The organism is Fibrella musci (genome assembly GCF_041321105.1).
GTDB lineage: Bacteria > Bacteroidota > Bacteroidia > Cytophagales > Spirosomataceae > Fibrella > Fibrella musci.
The window spans coordinates 399,659-417,955 of sequence record NZ_JBGGWD010000004.1 but is presented as its reverse complement, the minus strand read 5'-3'; the positions used below and the strand labels follow the sequence as shown (position 1 = coordinate 417,955).

The following is an 18,297-nucleotide window of genomic DNA, read 5'->3' as shown; positions in this document are numbered from 1 at the left end:
CTACGCCATTCAGGTAAACGGCGGTGTTGAGTGCCTTTACTGGCTGAACCCTTCCTCGTCAACGACCGCTGTTGACGACGGCTAACAGTCAACGTGTATGTTCAATATCAATCGGCGCCGGTTTATGCAGGGCACTACGGCCGCCCTCGCTCTCTCTACCTTTGGCGCCCGCGGCCTGGATCTTATTCACCCGACGAAAACCTTGCGCGTGGGGCTGATCGGTACGGGCTGGTACGGCAAGAGCGACCTGCTCCGGCTGGTGCAGGTGGTGCCGGTCGAGGTAGTGGCCCTGTGCGACGTCGATAAGAACATGCTGGCGAAAGCGGGTCAGCTCGTCAGTCAGCGGCAGAAGTCGGGCAAGACGCCCCGGCTCTACGCCGATTACCAGAAGATGCTGGCCGAAAACGAGCTGGACATTGTGCTGATCGGCACGCCCGACCACTGGCACGCGCTGCAGATGATCGACGCCGTAAAAACCGGATCGCACGTCTACGTGCAGAAACCCATCAGCGTCGACGTCATGGAAGGCGAAGCGATGGTGGCGGCGGCCCGCAAATATAAGAAAGTGGTGCAGGTGGGTACGCAGCGGAAAAGCACGCCCCACCTTATTACGGCCAAGCGCGACATTGTGGAGGCCGGACTACTGGGCAAGGTGTCGCACGTGGAGATGTGCTGCTACTACCACATGCGGGCCAATGGCAACCCGCCGGTGCAACCCGTCCCCGACTTTCTGGATTACGAACGCTGGACCGGACCGGCTCCCTTGCGGCCCTACGACGGCATTCCGCACGTGCGCTGGTGGCGGACGTTTACAGAATACGGCAACGGCGTCGTCGGCGATATGTGCGTGCACATGCTCGACGCGGTCCGGTGGATGCTCGGGCTGGGCTGGCCGAAGCGCATCAGTTCCGAGGGCGGCATTTACGTGCAGAAAGAAGGCAAATCCAACATCAGCGACACGCAGTCGGCGGTGTTTGAGTACGACGGGCTCAACTGCGTCTGGCAGCACCGCACCTGGGGCACGCCCAACAACCCCGACTACCCGTGGTCGTTTACGCTCTATGGCGACAAAGGCACGCTTTGGGCCAGCACGATGCAGTGTGACTTTATCCCCGCCGACCCCAAAGAGAAGAAGATTCACCTGGATGTGGTCTACGAAAAGGAGAAATACCCCGAAGACCTGACCGAACCCACAGAGCCCAAGATCGAGCTGAACGCCGCCCCGGCCACCCGGCTGCACATGCTCAATTTTCTGGATGCGATCGACAAAAATAGCCGCCCCGTCGCCGACATCGAAGAGGGGCATATTTCCACGGCCAGTTGCATTCTGGCCAACCTGTCGATGAAAGTAGGGCGCCCGCTCGTGTATGACCCGAAAAAACGGATCGTCGTCGGTGACCCGGAGGCAACCAAGCTGCTCGAACGTACCTACCGGGCTCCCTACAAGCACCCGCATCCGAACAGTGTATAAGTCAGCAACTTCAGCTGCGCTCGGCAAGATCGAGTTCCGGTTGGCTTTGATCGCACGCTGCTTCTCAACCGTCAGGGCCAGAAAATCCGTGCGGTTCATCAGGTTTCGTAGCTCCGCCAGCTCCACTTCCTGCCGGTACGCATCCATCGACAGAAAAAGCTGGTACGATGGGCTATGGCCCTGATTGTCGTGGCGCAGGGTGGCTCGCTCAAAACGAGCCGTCTGGCCATTAATGGCCACGTTGATATGTTTGGTGCCCACCCAGGTGATGGGAGCCTTAAACGGATCACGGCTCCAGTGCCGGATATTACCAATGTAACGGACGTAGATAAAGTCTCCTATTTTCATCAATCTCTTCAGCTAGGCATAAGGCGTCTTTCGTTGATAAACGCCTGAAACCGACCCTTGCTTAATGTATACCTTATCGTTTCTGATTGGTCGGCCCTACTAACTACGCGTATTTTAGCCGGGAAACCACCAAATGAATGGCGCTCCGTCTGCATCTGTGGATGCTGATGATGCACTCTACGCAGGAACCGCCGACAGGCTACGCTCATATGGCGCCCGGCTACAACGCTATTTAGTTAACCACCTGGCATAAGCAGCTATATGCCCTCGGCCTGGCAACGGGCGCCAAAAAATGGGCAGTAGCCCCTCCCCTGGTTGACCGATCTGTGCGTAACGGATAAGCGTGGCAACGTCATAAAGTAGGTATGGCCTGAGCCGCCTTTCTACCAGATGGTCGCCTTGTCGGTCTGGACTTCCTTACCATTGGCATGAACCGTCGGTGGCGGTCGACGTACCTGCGTCGGTAAAGCTCACCCGTTACGCCGCCACCTACTACCGGATCGACGTGATCGACAATGGCATTGGCTTCGACGAAAAATACACGCTTCGGATTTTCCAGGCCTTCCAGCGCCTGCACAGCCGGGCCAATTATCCCGGCACAGGCATCGGACTGGCCATTTGCCAGAAGGTAGCCGAAAACCACGGTGGGGCCATCATAAGCGCCAGCAGCCAGCCGGGTCGTGGTGCTACGTTTAGCGTCTATCTGCCAGCCATTTAGACCAGAATAATCTCATTCAACGCAAAAAGACCGCCTCAAACCTGTGGCGGTCTTTTTAATTAGCATTGGTAGAGCCTCATGCTCCGACCCATTTACGATAAAGTGGCGCGTCTGGATTTCGCTTCATGCATATTTTTTTTTGGAGCGATATCCGCCAACGTACCTGACTGGTCAGGTACGTTGGCAGCTAGTCTTTTTTCTTGACTGCTTCCACTTTGTGTTCGATCGGGATGGCCGCCACGTCGCGTTCCCGTTCGGTTTGTTCGACGTAAACCGCGTAGTCGGCGGGTTCGATCCTAATGCCGTAATGGTTGGCGTAGGCCTGTGTAAACTCGGCTCCGAAATACAGGATAGCCGCCGTGTAGTAGATCCAGGTCAGAATCACGATGAGCGAACCTGCCGCGCCGTAGGTCGAGCTGGTACCGCTGGTGTCGATGTAGAGGCCGATGAGGTAACGACCCAGCATGAAGAGCAGCGCCGTGAAAATGGCACCCCACCGCACATCTTTCCAGGCGATTTTGGCGTCGGGCAACACTTTGAAAATTACCCCGAACAGCACGGTGATAACGGCGGTACTGATGCAGAAATTGATGGCACTCACCAGATAAACGCTCAGGCCGGGCAGAATGCGGGTGAGCTGATCGCTCAGGGCCAGAATCAACCCGTTGACGAGTAACGACACCAGCAACAGAAAACCCAGGCTAACGATAAGCGACGACGACAGCAGCCGGTCTTTCAGCATCTTGAGCCAGCCCCGTTTCGGTTTGGCTTTCACCCGCCAGATGATGTTGACCGAATCCTGAATTTCGATAAAAATACTGGTGGCCCCAATCAGCAAGGTAACGATACCCACTACTAGCGCGGTGCTGGTTTTGTTGGACAGCTCCACGCTTTTGATCATGTCCTGAATCTGTTTGGCGGCCTCGTTGCCTACCAGCCCGTTGATCTGCCCAAAAATCTGCCCCCGGATGGCTTCTTCGCCCAGAAAAATGCTCGCCAGGGAGATCATCAGCACCAGCAGGGGCGACAGCGAGAAAATGGTATAGTAGGCTAGCGACGCGCTCAGTTTCAGGCAACGGTCGTCCATAAACCCATTAAAGGCATCACGGAGGACGGTCCAGGCGCTGCTGAAGAAGCTCTTTTCGCTGGTATCCGGTTTACTTGTCGTACTTGTCATCGGTATCGAGTCAGCAAAGAGCGTCTTGTAGAATCGGGCTAACAGATTGCTCATATGCAGTTTAGGTTACGTCTAATGGCAGGAGTCCTGGCGGCCACACTGGCACGCGCCTTTCGTGACTCCCTGCATGAATAACCCCGCTACCCCCAAGTTGTTACGGGCGGAACGGTTTACCGAGGCAATGAAAAAAGCACAAAAAAGCCAGTCTACGCGCTGATAGACTGGCTTTTAGGTTAGCTGGTATGGCCTTAGGCGGCGCGGAAGGCTACAGTTGCCCCGCCAGCACGGCAATGCCTTCGCTGAACGAACGCGGGCTGTAACCTAACACCGTACGCGCTTTATCGATCACGAAACCCGTGCGGGGCGGGCGGCGGGCCGTTTGCCGGAAGGTGCTGCCATCGGCCGGCTTGATCAGCGATTTATCGAGGCTGAAATAGTCGGCTGTTTGAATAGCCATCTCATAGGGCGTCAGCACATCGCTGCCCGAAATATTGAAGATGCCTTCGGCTTCCTGCTGGGCGATGAGCGCACAACCCGCCGCCAGATCTTCGGCCAGCGTAGGGCTGCGGAACTGATCGGTCACCACGTTGATGGTTTTGCCGTCTTCAAGCGATTTTTTCACCCACAGGATGATATTGCTGCGGCTCATGTCGTGGGCAATGCCGTAAACAAGCACCGTACGGGCAATGGCCCAGCGCAGCCCCGAGTTCATCACCACTTTCTCGGCGGCGTATTTGCTCCAGCCGTAGAAGCTGATGGGGTTTCCTTCGGCCTCTTCGGTATACGGTCCCGCCGCCCCGTCGAAAATAAAATCGGTCGACACGTGGCAGAGGAACGCGTTGGTAGCCCGGCAGGCTTCCACGATGTACTCGACGGCGGTTACGTTCTGCGCCCAGCAGGCATCTTTGTCTAGCTCGCACTTATCCACATCGGTCATGGCAGCCCCGTGGATAACCGCATCGGGACGTACCTGACCGATTACGCTGAGTACCTCATCGCGGTTGGTGATGTCCATCGCCTGATAGGTGTAGCCTTCAGCATGGGGCAGGCGGTTGGTTCCCCGCGCCGTTGCCGTCAGTTCCACATCAGGCTGATTGGCCAGCAGCGCCACCAGTTTTTGTCCAAGCAGGCCATTGGCCCCGGTAATCAGAATCTTCTTCATATAGTTTGACCCCACCCCCGACCCCTCCCCTGAAATACAGGGGAGGGGGGAGTGCTCTGCCTTTGGGGCGATCCCTACTGTAGCGCAGTCCCCCTCCCCTTATTTCAAGGGGAGGGGCCAGGGGTGGGGTATTATGGTTCGTAGGTGTAATCGTAGAGTTTGGTGATCTTTTTCTTGCGCACCCATTTGCCTTTTGCCTGCATCCGGATGTCTTTGAGCGGGCGGTCTTTGGCATCGCGGGGTTGGCGGGCAATGGCATCGACCACGTCGTAGCCATCCAGAATTTGCCCAAACACGGTATAACTGCCGTCGAGGTGGGGGGTGCCGCCAAGGGTTTTATATACCTGCTTCTGCTCGTCGGTATAGATGCGTTCCGGTGCGCGGGTGTGGCCCCGATCAATCTGTTTTTGCAGGTCTTCCTCGTTCCAGACGCGCCCCTGCACGATGTAGAACTGCGCCCCACTCGATGCCTTCTGCGGGTTGTTGTCGCGCGCGGCGGCGACGGCCCCTTTGCGGTGAAACAGCGTAGGCAGAAACTCGGCCGGAATGGTATAGCCGGCGTCGCCACTACCCAGCGCCTGCCCGGCGACCGCCGTTTTCGAGTCGGGATCACCACCCTGAATCATGAACTTGTCGATGACCCGGTGAAACAGCACGTCGTTGTAATAGCCTTCTTTCACCAGTTTGATGAAGTTTTCGCGGTGTTTGGGTGTCTGTTCAAACAGAATCAGATGAATTTTGCCCAAATCCGTTTTGATCTCCACCAGGTAATCTTTCTTGCGCGTGTTCTGCCCAAAGGCAACCGTCGCAAGCAATAAGGCAATACTGACCAGTAGAAGGCGCATAAACAAAGAGTAAGTCGTCGGTTTACTGTTCACAGTCGGCTGTTTTCCCGATTCTTCGGAAGTTGGCAACGTACCTGAGCACAGCGGACCGTAGATTATTATAAAATGACCCGGTTGGTAAAAGCGTCTTTGAGGCGTTGATCGTGCGTAACCACCACCAGACTCGCCCCGATCTGATCCGATTGGGCGCGCAACAGGTTGATGACCCGGTCGGCGTTGGCGTCGTCAAGGCTGGAGGTCGGTTCATCGGCCAAAATCAAGGTCGGCTGGTTCATCATCGCCCGGGCAATGCTCACCCGTTGCTGCTCACCCTGACTCATCTGCGCCGTTTTCTTGCCCAGGTGTTCAGCAAAGCCAAGCTGTGTGGCCAGTTGCTCGGCGCGGTCACGCGCCTGTGTTTTATTGGCGAGGTAATTCGCCAGCAGCAGATTGTCCATCACCGATAACGCACTCACAAAATGCGGTTTCTGGTAAACGAGCCCCACATGCTGCGCCCGAAACGCCGCCGTCTGTGCGGGCGATAGCGTTGTCAGATCCGTGTCGTTAATGACCACCCGTCCCGCATCGGGTTTGAGCAGCAAGGCCAACAAATGCAGAAACGTGGTCTTACCGGTTCCAGACCGACCCAAAATCAGCAGGGCGTCGCGGTCGGCGCAGTGAACGTCGGGGAACTGAAAGCGTTTGGATGGAGAATACGAAAACGTGAGCTGTTGCGTAGAGAGCATAAACGCCGGGCACGTACCCACAATGGACGTACCCGGCGCAAAGGTAATGGCTAAGGCAACGTACCCAACGCCTTGGCCCGTCTCGGCTACACCGAAGGTCGATTCGTTGGCCAGCAGGCGAGGCGTTGGGTACGTTGCCTACGGCTGATCGCTACAGTTTATCGGGTGTGATTGGCTGCGGCACCACGTTTTCGATGGGCTTGATGCTTTTCAGGTACGCAAACATGGCAACGATGTCGTCGCGCTTCATGTCTACATAGTTCTGCCAGGGCATGGGGGGAAGCAGAGGGCGGGCCGTGCGCATTCCCTTGCTCTTGCCTTCGGTAAGCGCAATGACGAATTGCTCTTCTGACCAGCTTCCGATGCCGGTTGCGTCGGGGGTCAGATTCGCCGAGAACGATACACCCCAGGGGCCCGCGGCGGCCGTGCTCATGGCATTGAACAGCACCCAGTCGGCCATCGCTTCTTTGTTGACTTTGCCCAGAGGCATCGACGCCGGGTGTCCCGACAGGTCGCGGGACAGATCGGGTGCAGGGCCTTTTGGCGTCATGGTCTTGGGCGAATGGCAGTCGCGGCACCCCATAATCCCCACTAGGTATTTACCTTTTTCGATCTGGGTGCGGGTATAGGGCGGGGGCGTCTTCGACGGCGGCGGCGTTTCGCCACCATGGAACGACAGAAGCGTACTGGCAGCCACCAGCGAAGCGGCGGTAAGCAGGGTCTGTACTTTCATAGTGAAGGAGAGTTTATCCCTAAAATAGCTAACCAGTACGTTGGTGAATTTGGGTATCTATTGAGCGTCGTAGGCATTGATTGAGCGGTTGCACGCACACGATGCTTCGCCAATGCCAGCTCTCTATTCCGCTAGTTACGCTCAGCCAACACACTAACTAATAGTGATTTACCAGTAAGACAGTCTTATGGTCTAACCTCGCCGCTGCGGCTGACGCGGCGTTCTGGATAGCCTCCCCTACTTTTGCACACCCACTCATCGCTCATCCTTTATCGCTTACACTGTATCCCCTTTATGCAACGTATCGCCATTTTCGCGTCCGGTTCGGGCAGCAACGCCGAACAGATTACCCGCCACTTTGCGGCCTCACCCGACGTAACGGTGTCGCTTATTCTGACCAACAACCCCAAGGCCGGGGTGATCGACCGGGCCCGGCGTGGCTTTGGCTGCGAGCAGCATGTGCCGGTGCTGGTATTCGACCGACCCGGTTTTTACCAGACCAGCCGGGTAGTCGAGTTGCTGCAAGCCCAGGCCATTGATCTGGTTGTGCTGGCAGGCTTCATGTGGCTGGTGCCCCCCGCCCTGGTACAGGCATTTCCGGGGCAGATCGTCAATATTCACCCGGCCCTGTTGCCCAAATTTGGCGGCAAGGGCATGTATGGGCAGCATGTGCATGAGGCGGTCGTGGCGGCGGGCGAGACCCAGTCGGGCATTACCATCCATTTCGTCAACGAACACTACGACGAAGGGCAGATCATCTTTCAGGCCCCCTGCCCCGTATTACCCACCGACTCCCCCGACGATGTGGCGCAGAAAGTACACCAACTGGAGTATGACCACTATCCCCGCGTTATTGGCGAGGTGCTGACGCAACGTCGGGCGTGAGGGCGGCGGGCATAGGTACGTTGCGCATCAGCACCACCCGATTCGAGCCATCGACCACCTGCAACCGCAGCGCCGTTTCTTTCGTGGCAGGCAGTTCTGCGGTAAATTCGTTGGCGGGTTTGGCCAAGCTATCGTAGCAAAGCATTGATCCGGCGGCGGTATAAACATTGACTGTTACCGGAAATGTGATCCGGTTGGGTAAAAAGCCCACCGAGATGGCGCTCTGCTGGGCCGTATAATACCGAACTGCCTGATGCGGCTGACTGGTGCTGATCAGCGTTACGACCGGCGAATACAGCTTCGTGTTGTCGGCCAGCAGGCAGGATAGCCGGTAGCTTTCGGTAGCCGACGGCTGGGCCGCCGTGAACTCATAGCTGTTTTTCTGGGTGGTAGTTTCGCTGCCGTTTACTTGTCCCAACGGCTCCCAGGTCAGGCCATCACCAGAGCGTTCCAGCAGAAACGTTTTGTTCACTTGTTTGGGGTGGGTTTGCCAGAGCACACGCACGGTACCGTCGGCGTCGGGGCGGGCGTTCAAACGTACCCAGGGACGTACCAGTTCGGGCGCGGGGGGCGGCGTGGTCGCGGCGGCCGCTATCGCTTTGAGGTTCGTACTGGCTTTACCTTCATAAGATACAGCCATCGTGGGCGCAATAAACCCCTGCGCGTAACTACCGACCGGTCGGTAGCCAAGCAGTGTACACAACAACAGTAGACGTGCAATCATGGGAACGATCAGACACTTTGTTCGTATTGTTCATAACCCGATGAATAAAGCACGACGAACGGGGATTGGCACTGCTAAGTAACTCGCAGTAAACCAAACATACGATTTCCCTGGTATTGATGGCAATTATCGACCCGATAAGTGTGTAAATGGTAGTACGCTGAGGGGGGCGCAGTCTGTTGCACCGGCCGAATTTTATTTAGACAACCAAATTCGGCGAACGGTTACCACCCGGTGGGCACCGTCGACAATCTGTACCTTCACCGCGCTTTCTCTTGTCGCCGGTACGTCGATTCGGAATTCGTCGGCTTGAGGTGGAATGGTATCATAACAGAGCAGCCGGCCCGATTCGGCATATAGGTTTGCCGTAAGCGGGTAAATCAGGTTCATCGGCTCCAGGCCGATCAGCACCACCCGCTGATCGATGCTATAATACAAAACCGGCTGACTGGCATGGCGCGGGTTTACGACCGACAGTACCGCTGAGTAAGGGGTACTGCCATCGTCGTATTTGCTCTGTAGCCGGTAAACTGCCGTCCGGACGGGCGCCTCGTCGACAAATTGATACGCGTTTCGCTGAATAGAATCGGTGCTGTTGACCTCGCCCAGAGCATTCCACTCCAGGCCGTCGGCCGAGCGCTCGACCCGGAAAGACCGGGTAGCCTTAGCGTAATTGGTGTGCCAGCGCAGTTTTATCTTACCGTCGGTTTCCAGTTGCCCCATCAACCTCACCCAGGGCCGTGCCACAGCCGGGGTTACGCTCAGGGCAACGGGTCGGCTTTCCGGCCGGGGCGCCGGACCTTTAGCCATCGTTTCGTACTTTTCGTGGAACGTCTGCGCAACCCCGTCGGGTTGTAGCAGGCACGAGAGCACACAAAACAGCGGTAAGCGAATACTCATGTGAATAAGAGAGGCCAAATTCCTCTGACCTTCGTTGGACAGCGCGTAGTAGGTATCAATAGTAGGTCCGCATCGATTAACTTAGTTCAATCGCCCGACTGTAGAGCAAACAAACACATTCTCATGAGACTTCCAATTCTTTCGATACGATTTATTGGTTACTTAACAGGGCTACTGCTTTGCTTTCTGACGGGCTGCTTCCGACCGGCGATTCCCATCTCTACGGGCCCTAAATATCCCGTCGAATTGTTTTACGGGCAGCAGCAACCTACTCGCCCCTATGATGAATTGAAGTTCCTGACGATCTCGGAGGAAGTGCCCTTGCAGGCCAAGCAGCGGGTACGTGGTGGCCGGATGCTCGACCGGGGCAATACGATGCTCGACAAAGATGCGCTGATGGGTAAGCTGACGCTTCAGGCACAGCGGTTGGGGGCCGATGCGCTCGTCAACGTGAAATACCAGTATTATACGACAGCCACCGCCAACGGCTACTCGCTCGAAGGACTGGCCGTGAAATACAAGCAGGAATATTCGGCGAATTAACTGACGCTACTTCCCCTCCGTACGCTGCCGTGATCGCTACAACGGTAGCTTCATGCCCTCGTGCGACGCCACGAAACCCAGCGATTCGTAAAAGCGACGGGCATCGGGGCGCTGTTTATCGGTTGTCAACTGTAGCAGATGAGCACCCCGCGCCCTGGCTCGTTCTATCGCATAGCGGAAAATCGCCGCACCGATACCCTGCCCCCGATACCCCGACCGAACGTGCACGGCTTCGATTTGCGCCCGCACGCCGCCCTGATACGTCAGGTACTGAATAAAGCTTAGCTGGAACGTACCCACGATTACCCCGGCCTGCTCCACAACGGTCAGTTCCTGCTGCGGGTCGGTACGAATCCGTTCGAAGGCCGCCAGGTACGTTGCCGGTAACGGTAATTGAAACGCCTCCCGCCGTTTCCCCAGCGGGTCGTCGGCGAGCATACCGACGATATCGGCCAAATCGGCTTCGGTGGCTATTCTGTACTGTAAGGCGGCGGGCGCGGCTGGCTTCATTCAGGTTAGTTAGTCGTGGGTTTGCGGTCAAATAACTCCTGCCGGTAGCGTTCGCAGAACGGTTGCAGCTGCTGAACCAGCGTCGTCGAATCGCCGGGATAAGCCGGCCTGAAAACACGCCGGTTCACCTGATCGAATAGCGCATTGGCCCCACTACCCACTGCGTAGCCGATAGCGGCACCGGCCGCGGCCGAAAACGTGAGCGTCAGACCATACGAGATGTCAGACCGGGGTGGGTTTTTCTTCAGCGCTTCGTAGGAGACAAACCCGAGCGCAACGGCCCCGATAGCCGCTCCCACCACTTGCAGGCTTTTTTTCTGTTTACGCACCACCACTACCTTCCGAATCTGATCGATCGGAATGTATGTATCCGGAGCAAATTGGTTGCGGGTTGTCTTTGTCAGATACACGCCATAGGAGTCGACATCCTGAAGCACGCCGCGAACGTGCTGACCGGTGGTGGTGACGACACGAGCCTGATACACATCCGGACCGTGTGCCTGAGCCAGAAGCAGGTTCGACAGGCCCGTTAACCAGCCGACCAGTGCCCACCAGACAACACGATGACAAGCAGAAAGGCGAACTGAGTCAACGGAACGACGCATGCTACGGTTGATCACCAAAAGGTAAGGTGTCTAACAAAAATAAAGCAACGAAACCACCCAAAGCTAACCGGGAATTTTCGTCATGTCCGTCCGCCCATTTTTTACGGGGCGAATTCTTAGAAAAGTCTAATAAACACGTTCAATGTTGAGTCGTAATCGCTGATTTATCAAATTTTAACCTTACCTTTGCGCCCGAAAATTGATCACTAACTAACGATTACTCAGACTATATGGTGTCCGTAAGACCCGATGAGGTATCGGCTATCCTTCGTGCCCAGCTTGCCGGGGCGCAAACCGAAGCCGAACTCGAAGAAGTGGGTACGGTGCTGCAGATCGGCGACGGTGTGGCGCGTATCTACGGTTTGTCTAAAGTACAGGCCGGTGAGTTGCTCGCTTTCAACAACGGTTTGCAAGCCCTCGCCCTTAACCTTGAAGAAGATAACGTCGGTGCAGTATTGCTCGGCGATTACTCGGAAGTAAAGGAAGGCGACACCGTTAAGCGCACCAACCAGATTGCCTACGTCAACGTGGGCGAAGGTATCCTTGGCCGCGTGGTTAACACGCTGGGTCTGCCGATCGACGGCAACGGCCCCATCCAGGGCGAAACCTACGCGATGCCCCTCGAGCGTAAAGCCCCCGGCGTTATTTACCGTCAGCCGGTAAACGAACCGCTGCAAACGGGTATCAAAGCCATCGACGCTATGATTCCCATCGGTCGGGGTCAGCGCGAACTGATCATCGGTGACCGTCAGACGGGTAAAACCGCCGTGGCCATCGATACGATCATCAACCAGAGAGAATTTTACGACAAAGGCGAACCCGTTTACTGTATCTACGTAGCCTGCGGCCAGAAAGCCTCGACGATCAAGCAGATCGAAGCGACGCTGCGCAAAGCCGGTGCGATGGATTACACGGTAATCGTAGCGGCGGCCGCCTCTGACCCCTCGCCGATGCAGTTCTTTGCGCCGTTTACGGGTGCCGCCATCGGTGAGTACTTCCGCGACACGGGCCGCCCTGCCCTCGTGGTATATGATGACCTGTCGAAACAGGCCGTTGCTTACCGTGAGGTATCGCTGCTGCTGCGTCGTCCGCCAGGCCGCGAAGCCTACCCCGGTGACGTGTTCTACCTGCACAGCCGCCTGCTCGAGCGGGCCGCTAAGGTGAACGCCAACGACGACATCGCCCGGAACATGAATGACCTGCCGCCGAGCCTGAAAGACAAGGTGAAAGGAGGTGGTTCACTGACGGCCCTGCCGATCATCGAAACGCAGGCAGGTGACGTATCGGCCTACATTCCGACCAACGTAATTTCGATCACCGACGGTCAGATCTTCCTGGAGTCGAACCTGTTTAACGCCGGTATCCGCCCCGCCATCAACGTAGGTATCTCGGTATCACGCGTAGGTGGTAACGCGCAGATCAAGTCGATGAAAAAGGTAGCCGGTACGCTGAAACTCGATCAGGCGCAGTTCCGCGAGCTGGAAGCGTTTGCCAAGTTCGGTTCTGACCTTGACGCCTCAACCAAACTGACCATCGACCGCGGTCGCCGGAACCAGGAGATGCTGAAGCAGCCGCAATACTCACCCGTATCGGTTGAGCAGCAGGTTGCCATCATCTACGCCTCGACCAACGGCCTGCTCGACAAGGTACCCGTCGATAAAGTGAAGGCATTTGAGTCGGAGTTCAACATGCTGCTCGAATCGCAGCACGCCGATGCGCTGACCGATCTCCGCAAAGGAAATCTGAGCGACACGGCCACCGCCGCCATCCGCAAAGTAGCCGCTGACCTGTCAGCGCGATATTAAGAAACACGTTCAAGGTTTAAGGTTCAAGGTTCAACGTTGCCAGTCACACGGTCACGTTGAACCTTGAACACTGGACTTTAAACTATCCAATCATGCCCAGTTTAAAGGAAGTACGCAACCGGATCGTGTCGGTCAACTCGACGCAGCAGATCACCAAAGCCATGAAAATGGTGGCGGCGGCCAAGCTGCGGCGGGCACAGGATGCGATCACGCAGATGCGCCCTTACGCCCAGAAATTGAGCGAAATGCTCGGTACGGTATCGGCCGGTGCCGAAGCCGCCGCCGATAGCCCCTACAAGCAGGTACGTCCTATCCAGAACGTACTGCTGATTCTGGTAACGTCGGATCGGGGTCTTTGCGGCGCGTTTAACACCAACGTGGTGAAAGCCGCCGTGGCTCGTATCAATGAGCGGTATGCCGAGCAGGCACGCCGGGGCAACGTGAAAGTCATGGCCATCGGTAAGAAAGGTGGCGAGGGCATGCAGCGTCGGGGGTTCAGCGTCAATACCAACCACATTGATGCCTTCGGTTCGCTGAGCTTCTCTACCGTCCGTGAGGCGGCCGAAGAAGCCATGGAAGCGTTTGTGGCCGGTCAGTTCGACGTGGTTGAAATCGTGTATAACGAGTTCAAAAACGTAGCGACGCAGATCATCCGCGTCGAGCAGATGCTGCCGATCGTGCCGACGCCTGCACCCGCCGGGGTAACCGCCAACGTGAACTACACGTTTGAACCCGACGAAGAGCAGATCGTATCGGAGCTGATTCCGAAAACATTGAAGATTCAACTCTACAAAGCCGTGCTGGAATCAAACGCTTCGGAACACGGCGCGCGGATGACCGCGATGGACAAAGCCACCGAGAACGCCGGTGAGCTGCTGAAAGAGTTGAAACTCGTCTACAACCGTACGCGTCAGGCTGCCATTACGAAAGAGATTCTCGAAATCGTGGGTGGTGCCGAAGCGCTTGCCAGTGAGTAATTTCATCGAATACGACACCAATATCGATTTGGAAACCCGCTACCAGCTTTGGTAGCGGGTTTTTTGCGTAATTGGGGGTAGCTTCCGGTATCGTGAGGGAGCCAACGCCCGATCCCGTAACTGTCCAGCCATGACTGCCAGCCCTGCGCTGACGCCAGCATCGTATTTTCTGCTGCGCACCCCTTCATTGTCTATCAACACGGTCGACGACCTGCACCGCGATGCAGCGGTTTGTTTGCCCCGGTTGTGGACTGATCGCTGGTTTAACGATGCCCTTTTCGTATCGTCGCCGGCACTGCACACCAGTATCCAGACCCATCTTGATCAGCACGGCTGGCCGCTGCCACCTTCTCTGCTTCGGCCACTGATCAACTATGTATTGCGCATCAGCACCCGGTCAACGCCTTTTGGGTTGATGGCGGGATGCGCGGTTGGGTACGTCGATGCAGACATGTCGCAGGTACGTTTGCAACCCCTTGCACAACGAGCGGCGGTCTTTCGGCGGCTCGATATGGACTGTATCGCCCGGCTGGTGCAACACCTGCTACTCGAGCCGTCCATCCGGCAGCAGGTTCGGTTTTTTACTAATAACAGCCATTACGCGATTGGTAATGAACTGCGCTACATTGAGTGCGATAACAGCGGCCCGCAGCGTCGCTATTTTGTCAGCGCCGTTGCTCATTCGCCTTCGTTACAGGCGCTACTCGACGAAGCCAACGACGGGCGCACACGGGCGCAACTCACCGCCTGGCTGGTGGCTGATGGCTATGATGCCGAAGCCGCTCAACACTTGATTGAGCAGTTGATCGACAGCCAACTGATTGTCAGCGACCTTGAACCGCAACTAACCGGCGGACCTATGTTGCCCCGCCTACGCACCAAGCTGATGCAGCTAAGCGGTACAGAAGCCTTCGTGGCGCTAATAGACCGCGTAGACCATCTGCTGAGCCACTCCGATCAACCGGCGCCGGTAGTGCAGGAGCAAGTCAGGCAGGCGCTGGCGCTCTATTTGCCCCTCAGCCCGACGCAGCACCTGATTCAGACGGATCTGTTCATCTGCACATCGGCCAGCCAGCTTAGTGAGCGGGTCGTTTCGATGATTACGGACCAGCTGGGTACGTTGCTGCTCCTGAACCAGCCTCGCCCTATGCCTGCCTTTCGGGAGTTTGTGCGGCGTTTTCAGGAACGATACGATGGGCGCGAAATACCCCTGTTTGACGCACTGGACGGCGAATTTGGCGTTGGCTATGGAACCACGACGGGGGGACAAACGGTTTATACACCTCTAACCGACGGGTTGCCATTTCCCACACCGCCCACCACCAAGTCGGTCGCCTGGGGAGCTTTCGATGAACTGGCGCTGAAAAAATGGGGACAGGCGTTGCACACGGGCCAGTTGGCCGTTGAGCTGACGATGGACGAACTGGCGACCTTACCCAAACCCATACCGCCCTCCACCAGCGCCTATGTGGCGGGTAACCTGCTGGGTGCTTCGGAGGCCGACCTCGATCAGGGAACATTCCAGTTTAACCTGCTGGCTACCGGGGGGCCATCGGCCGCCAACTTGCTGGGTCGGTTTTGCGCCCATTCGCCTGAACTTACGGCCCATGTGCAGGCCAGTCTGGCTCAGGAGGTTCAGCATGCGCCCGACGCGCTCTTCGCGGAGCTTGTTCATTGGCCCGATGATCGGCTGGGCAACGTTTTGATCCGACCGGCATTCCGCCCGTACGAAATTCCGTACATCAGTCGGGCATCGGTGGCACCGGCGCAGCAACTGCCCGCCAGCGATTTGTTGGTATCGGTTGGGCCTGACGGGCTGGTCCGGCTGCGTTCACGGCGCTATGATTGCCCGGTTGTACCGCGTCTGTCCAACGCGCATAATTTCCAGCACGGGCTCAGCATCTACCAGTTTCTGGCCGATTTGCAGCACCAGGAGGCTACTATGAACATTCGGTGGCACTGGGGGCCGCTGGAAGGGCAGTCTTTTCTGCCCCGTATCACCTTTAAAAACCTGATCCTGTGCCGGGCCAACTGGACGTTGGCCGTTGCGTTGCTCCCGCTGACGACACCACAGGACCTGGCCCTTTACCTGCAACGTACCCACCACGTACCCAACTGGATTGCGCTGGCGCAGGGCGACAACGAACTGGTGATTGATCTGTCGTCGACGTTGGGGCGACAAACGTTGTTCGATGAAGCCAAACGCCTGACCACGCTGCGGCTGGTGGAATGGCTGGCTACACCCGATCAATGCTGGGTGCGGGACGGCGACCAGCGATTTGTGCAGGAATTGGTGTTGCCGATTTCGCATCTGCCAGTGACCACTATGCCGCCCAAACCGTTACGCCCTACCGGCGCGGAGCCGATCGTGGCGCGCTCCTTTGCGCCCGGTAGCGAGTGGCTGTACGTAAAACTCTACACCGGTGCTTACCACGCCGACGAACTGCTCACGAGTGTGATCGCCCCCTTAGTACAGGCGTTTTACCAGGACGAGCAGATTTCAGACTGTTTCTTCATCCGGTATTACGACCCCGACTTTCACCTTAGGCTTCGGTTTCGTAGTCAGCGACCAGGTTTCACAGGCCCGCTGCTCGACCAGTTGCACGACCAACTTTCGCCGTACCTGGCGGCGGGCATCGTGCATCGGGTACAGGTCGACACGTATGAACGGGAAGTTGAACGGTATGGGGCCGCAACCGTGGCACTGAGTGAACAGCTCTTTTCGGCGGATAGCCTGGCCACGCTAACGTACCTGACCGACGAGGCCGATGCCACCGATCGCTGGCTGTTTGCCCTCCAGAGCTGCAACACGTTGCTAGACGATTTTGCGGTTGACCTTGCAACCAGAACGAGCCTGCTTCAGACCTTGCAAGCGCAATTTCTGGCCGAGCACCAGGCCGATCAGGCGCTGCGTAAGCAGCTGAACGACCGCTTCCGCGCCCAGCAACGGTTAATTGAGCAGCGGCTGACTGAGCCTAACGTACCCAGCCTCACCGACCGAACGGTGGCCCTGGGTACGTTATCGGCCCAGATTCGAGCGGCCTGTGAGGCCAACCCCGATGGTCCTTCCCTGCTGTCGCTGTTGTCGAGCTATCTGCACATGACACTCAACCGACTGTTTACGTCGGCGCACCGTCAGCAGGAGATGGTTGTCTATCATTTTCTGGCTCGCTACTACGAGTCGAAGCTGGCCCGCCAGCGGAAAGACCCGGCGCGTAATAACAATGTTGCCACCACCGACGACTGATTTTACCGATTGTCCCGATACCAGTTGTTTATATGATAAGGCTATTGTTTATTTCCGGTGACTGTCTACACCGCTAATAACCAACCTCCTTGTTAGCAGATGACTTCAGTCGACCGATTATCTACTGCCGGATCATAGCCTTTCGCTTTTTTGCCCAAATTTCATTGGTTGGTACCTATGCTAAACGTGTACACTCTTGACGATGAGCAGGCGTCTATCGACGTCATTGATCATCATATCTCAAACATCCCGTTTCTGGCCAGTTGCGGTAGCTCGACCGACCCCGTTGCGGGCCTGATTGACCTCCAGACCAAGCCCATCGACGTACTTTTTCTGGATATTCAGATGCCTAAGCTATCGGGTATCGATGTGCTGAAACTGTTGGGTGGCCGCACGAAGGTGGTACTGATGAGCGCCTACACGCAGTATGCGGTGGATGCCTTTGAACATAACGTGGTCGATTACCTGCTTAAGCCCATCAGTTTCGATCGCTTTTTCAAAGCGGCTCAGCGGCTGGAAAAATACATCGTTCAGCACGCGCCCGTCCCGGCTGCTCAGCCGGCTGCTGCCCCCGCCGAAGAAGATTTTATTTTCGTGAAAGTCGATGTGAAAGGCAAGTACGCCAAGGTCAATTTTGCCGACATCACGTATGTTGAAGGGCTTAAAAATTACCTGTCGATTTACCTCAGCAAAGGCCGGGTTATCACGCACATGCCCATTAAGGAACTGGAAGAGCAACTCGTGAACCGGGGCTTTATTCGGGTTCACAAATCGTACATCGTGGCGCTCAGCAGCATCAGCATGGTCGAGGGCAACCAGATCATTCTAAGCGACAATCGGCAGGTTCCGCTGGGCGAAACCTACCGATTGCCTTTTTTCACAATGCTCGAAACGCGTATGGTCAACAGCCAGCGTCGGTAGC

At 56.6% G+C, this 18,297-nt stretch carries 17 protein-coding genes and 1 pseudogene; 8 read left to right on the top strand and 10 right to left on the bottom strand.

Going from position 1 to position 18,297, the window contains the following annotated elements:
* Positions 1–97: 97 nt before the first annotated feature.
* On the top strand, positions 98–1,471 hold the full coding sequence (locus ACAW74_RS14945) for a Gfo/Idh/MocA family protein (protein WP_370699008.1): 1,374 nt from the start codon (positions 98–100) through the stop codon (positions 1,469–1,471).
* Between the two features lie 108 nt (positions 1,472–1,579).
* Here ACAW74_RS14945 and ACAW74_RS28695 read toward each other — a convergent pair.
* A pseudogene (locus ACAW74_RS28695) lies at positions 1,580–1,819 on the bottom strand (beta barrel domain-containing protein); the annotation flags it as partial.
* A gap of 439 nt (positions 1,820–2,258) precedes the next feature.
* Between ACAW74_RS28695 and ACAW74_RS14935 the strand changes: the two are divergent.
* Positions 2,259–2,537, top strand: a complete 279-nt coding sequence (locus ACAW74_RS14935; RefSeq protein ID WP_441656239.1) for a sensor histidine kinase — start codon at positions 2,259–2,261, stop codon at positions 2,535–2,537.
* 187 nt (positions 2,538–2,724) lie between these two features.
* Here the strand turns inward: ACAW74_RS14935 and ACAW74_RS14930 are convergent, their stop codons facing one another.
* From ACAW74_RS14930 to ACAW74_RS14910, 5 genes are all read right to left on the bottom strand, one after another.
* Positions 2,725–3,714: a YihY/virulence factor BrkB family protein gene (locus ACAW74_RS14930; protein WP_370699283.1), complete on the bottom strand. Its 990-nt coding sequence runs from the start codon at positions 3,712–3,714 to the stop codon at positions 2,725–2,727.
* 265 nt (positions 3,715–3,979) lie between these two features.
* Complete coding sequence (locus ACAW74_RS14925; RefSeq protein ID WP_370699006.1) at positions 3,980–4,876, bottom strand: SDR family oxidoreductase; 897 nt, start codon at positions 4,874–4,876, stop codon at positions 3,980–3,982.
* A 131-nt stretch (positions 4,877–5,007) separates the two neighbouring features.
* Positions 5,008–5,721 (bottom strand): peptidylprolyl isomerase, encoded by a 714-nt coding sequence (locus ACAW74_RS14920; RefSeq protein WP_370699005.1) that lies wholly within the window; start codon positions 5,719–5,721, stop codon positions 5,008–5,010.
* Between the two features lie 98 nt (positions 5,722–5,819).
* Entirely contained in the window at positions 5,820–6,446 is a 627-nt protein-coding gene (locus tag ACAW74_RS14915) for an ABC transporter ATP-binding protein (RefSeq protein WP_370699004.1), read from the bottom strand.
* Positions 6,447–6,597: 151 nt separating this feature from the next.
* Positions 6,598–7,179 (bottom strand): diheme cytochrome c-553, encoded by a 582-nt coding sequence (locus ACAW74_RS14910; RefSeq protein ID WP_370699003.1) that lies wholly within the window; start codon positions 7,177–7,179, stop codon positions 6,598–6,600.
* A 294-nt stretch (positions 7,180–7,473) separates the two neighbouring features.
* On the opposite strand from ACAW74_RS14910, the gene purN reads away from it, so the two are divergent.
* Positions 7,474–8,064: a phosphoribosylglycinamide formyltransferase gene (gene purN / locus ACAW74_RS14905; protein WP_370699002.1), complete on the top strand. Its 591-nt coding sequence runs from the start codon at positions 7,474–7,476 to the stop codon at positions 8,062–8,064.
* Here purN and ACAW74_RS14900 read toward each other — a convergent pair.
* Positions 8,030–8,788: a hypothetical protein gene (locus ACAW74_RS14900; protein ID WP_370699001.1), complete on the bottom strand. Its 759-nt coding sequence runs from the start codon at positions 8,786–8,788 to the stop codon at positions 8,030–8,032. The two genes, purN and ACAW74_RS14900, sit on opposite strands and share 35 nt — an antisense overlap.
* A 195-nt stretch (positions 8,789–8,983) precedes the next feature.
* Entirely contained in the window at positions 8,984–9,688 is a 705-nt protein-coding gene (locus tag ACAW74_RS14895) for a hypothetical protein (protein ID WP_370699000.1), read from the bottom strand.
* A gap of 123 nt (positions 9,689–9,811) precedes the next feature.
* Here ACAW74_RS14895 and ACAW74_RS14890 point away from each other — a divergent pair, with 123 nt between their 5' ends.
* Positions 9,812–10,231 (top strand): hypothetical protein, encoded by a 420-nt coding sequence (locus ACAW74_RS14890; RefSeq protein ID WP_370698999.1) that lies wholly within the window; start codon positions 9,812–9,814, stop codon positions 10,229–10,231.
* Between the two features lie 36 nt (positions 10,232–10,267).
* Here ACAW74_RS14890 and ACAW74_RS14885 read toward each other — a convergent pair whose 3' ends face one another.
* Positions 10,268–10,741 (bottom strand): GNAT family N-acetyltransferase, encoded by a 474-nt coding sequence (locus tag ACAW74_RS14885; RefSeq protein ID WP_370698998.1) that lies wholly within the window; start codon positions 10,739–10,741, stop codon positions 10,268–10,270.
* 5 nt (positions 10,742–10,746) lie between these two features.
* Positions 10,747–11,346, bottom strand: a complete 600-nt coding sequence (locus tag ACAW74_RS14880; protein WP_370698997.1) for a hypothetical protein — start codon at positions 11,344–11,346, stop codon at positions 10,747–10,749.
* 230 nt (positions 11,347–11,576) lie between these two features.
* Between ACAW74_RS14880 and atpA the strand changes: the two genes are divergently transcribed.
* The 4 genes from atpA (at position 11,577) to ACAW74_RS14860 (ending at position 18,296) form a co-directional block, all read left to right on the top strand.
* On the top strand, positions 11,577–13,151 hold the full coding sequence (gene atpA / locus ACAW74_RS14875) for a F0F1 ATP synthase subunit alpha (protein WP_370698996.1): 1,575 nt from the start codon (positions 11,577–11,579) through the stop codon (positions 13,149–13,151).
* A 92-nt stretch (positions 13,152–13,243) separates the two neighbouring features.
* Entirely contained in the window at positions 13,244–14,128 is an 885-nt protein-coding gene (atpG, locus tag ACAW74_RS14870; protein ID WP_370698995.1) for an ATP synthase F1 subunit gamma, read from the top strand.
* A 130-nt stretch (positions 14,129–14,258) separates the two neighbouring features.
* Positions 14,259–17,375 carry a lantibiotic dehydratase gene (locus tag ACAW74_RS14865; RefSeq protein WP_370698994.1) on the top strand — a complete coding sequence of 1,039 codons (3,117 nt, stop codon included), beginning with the start codon at positions 14,259–14,261 and terminating at the stop codon, positions 17,373–17,375.
* A 177-nt stretch (positions 17,376–17,552) separates the two neighbouring features.
* Positions 17,553–18,296 (top strand): LytR/AlgR family response regulator transcription factor, encoded by a 744-nt coding sequence (locus ACAW74_RS14860; protein WP_370698993.1) that lies wholly within the window; start codon positions 17,553–17,555, stop codon positions 18,294–18,296.
* Position 18,297: the final 1 nt, after the last annotated feature.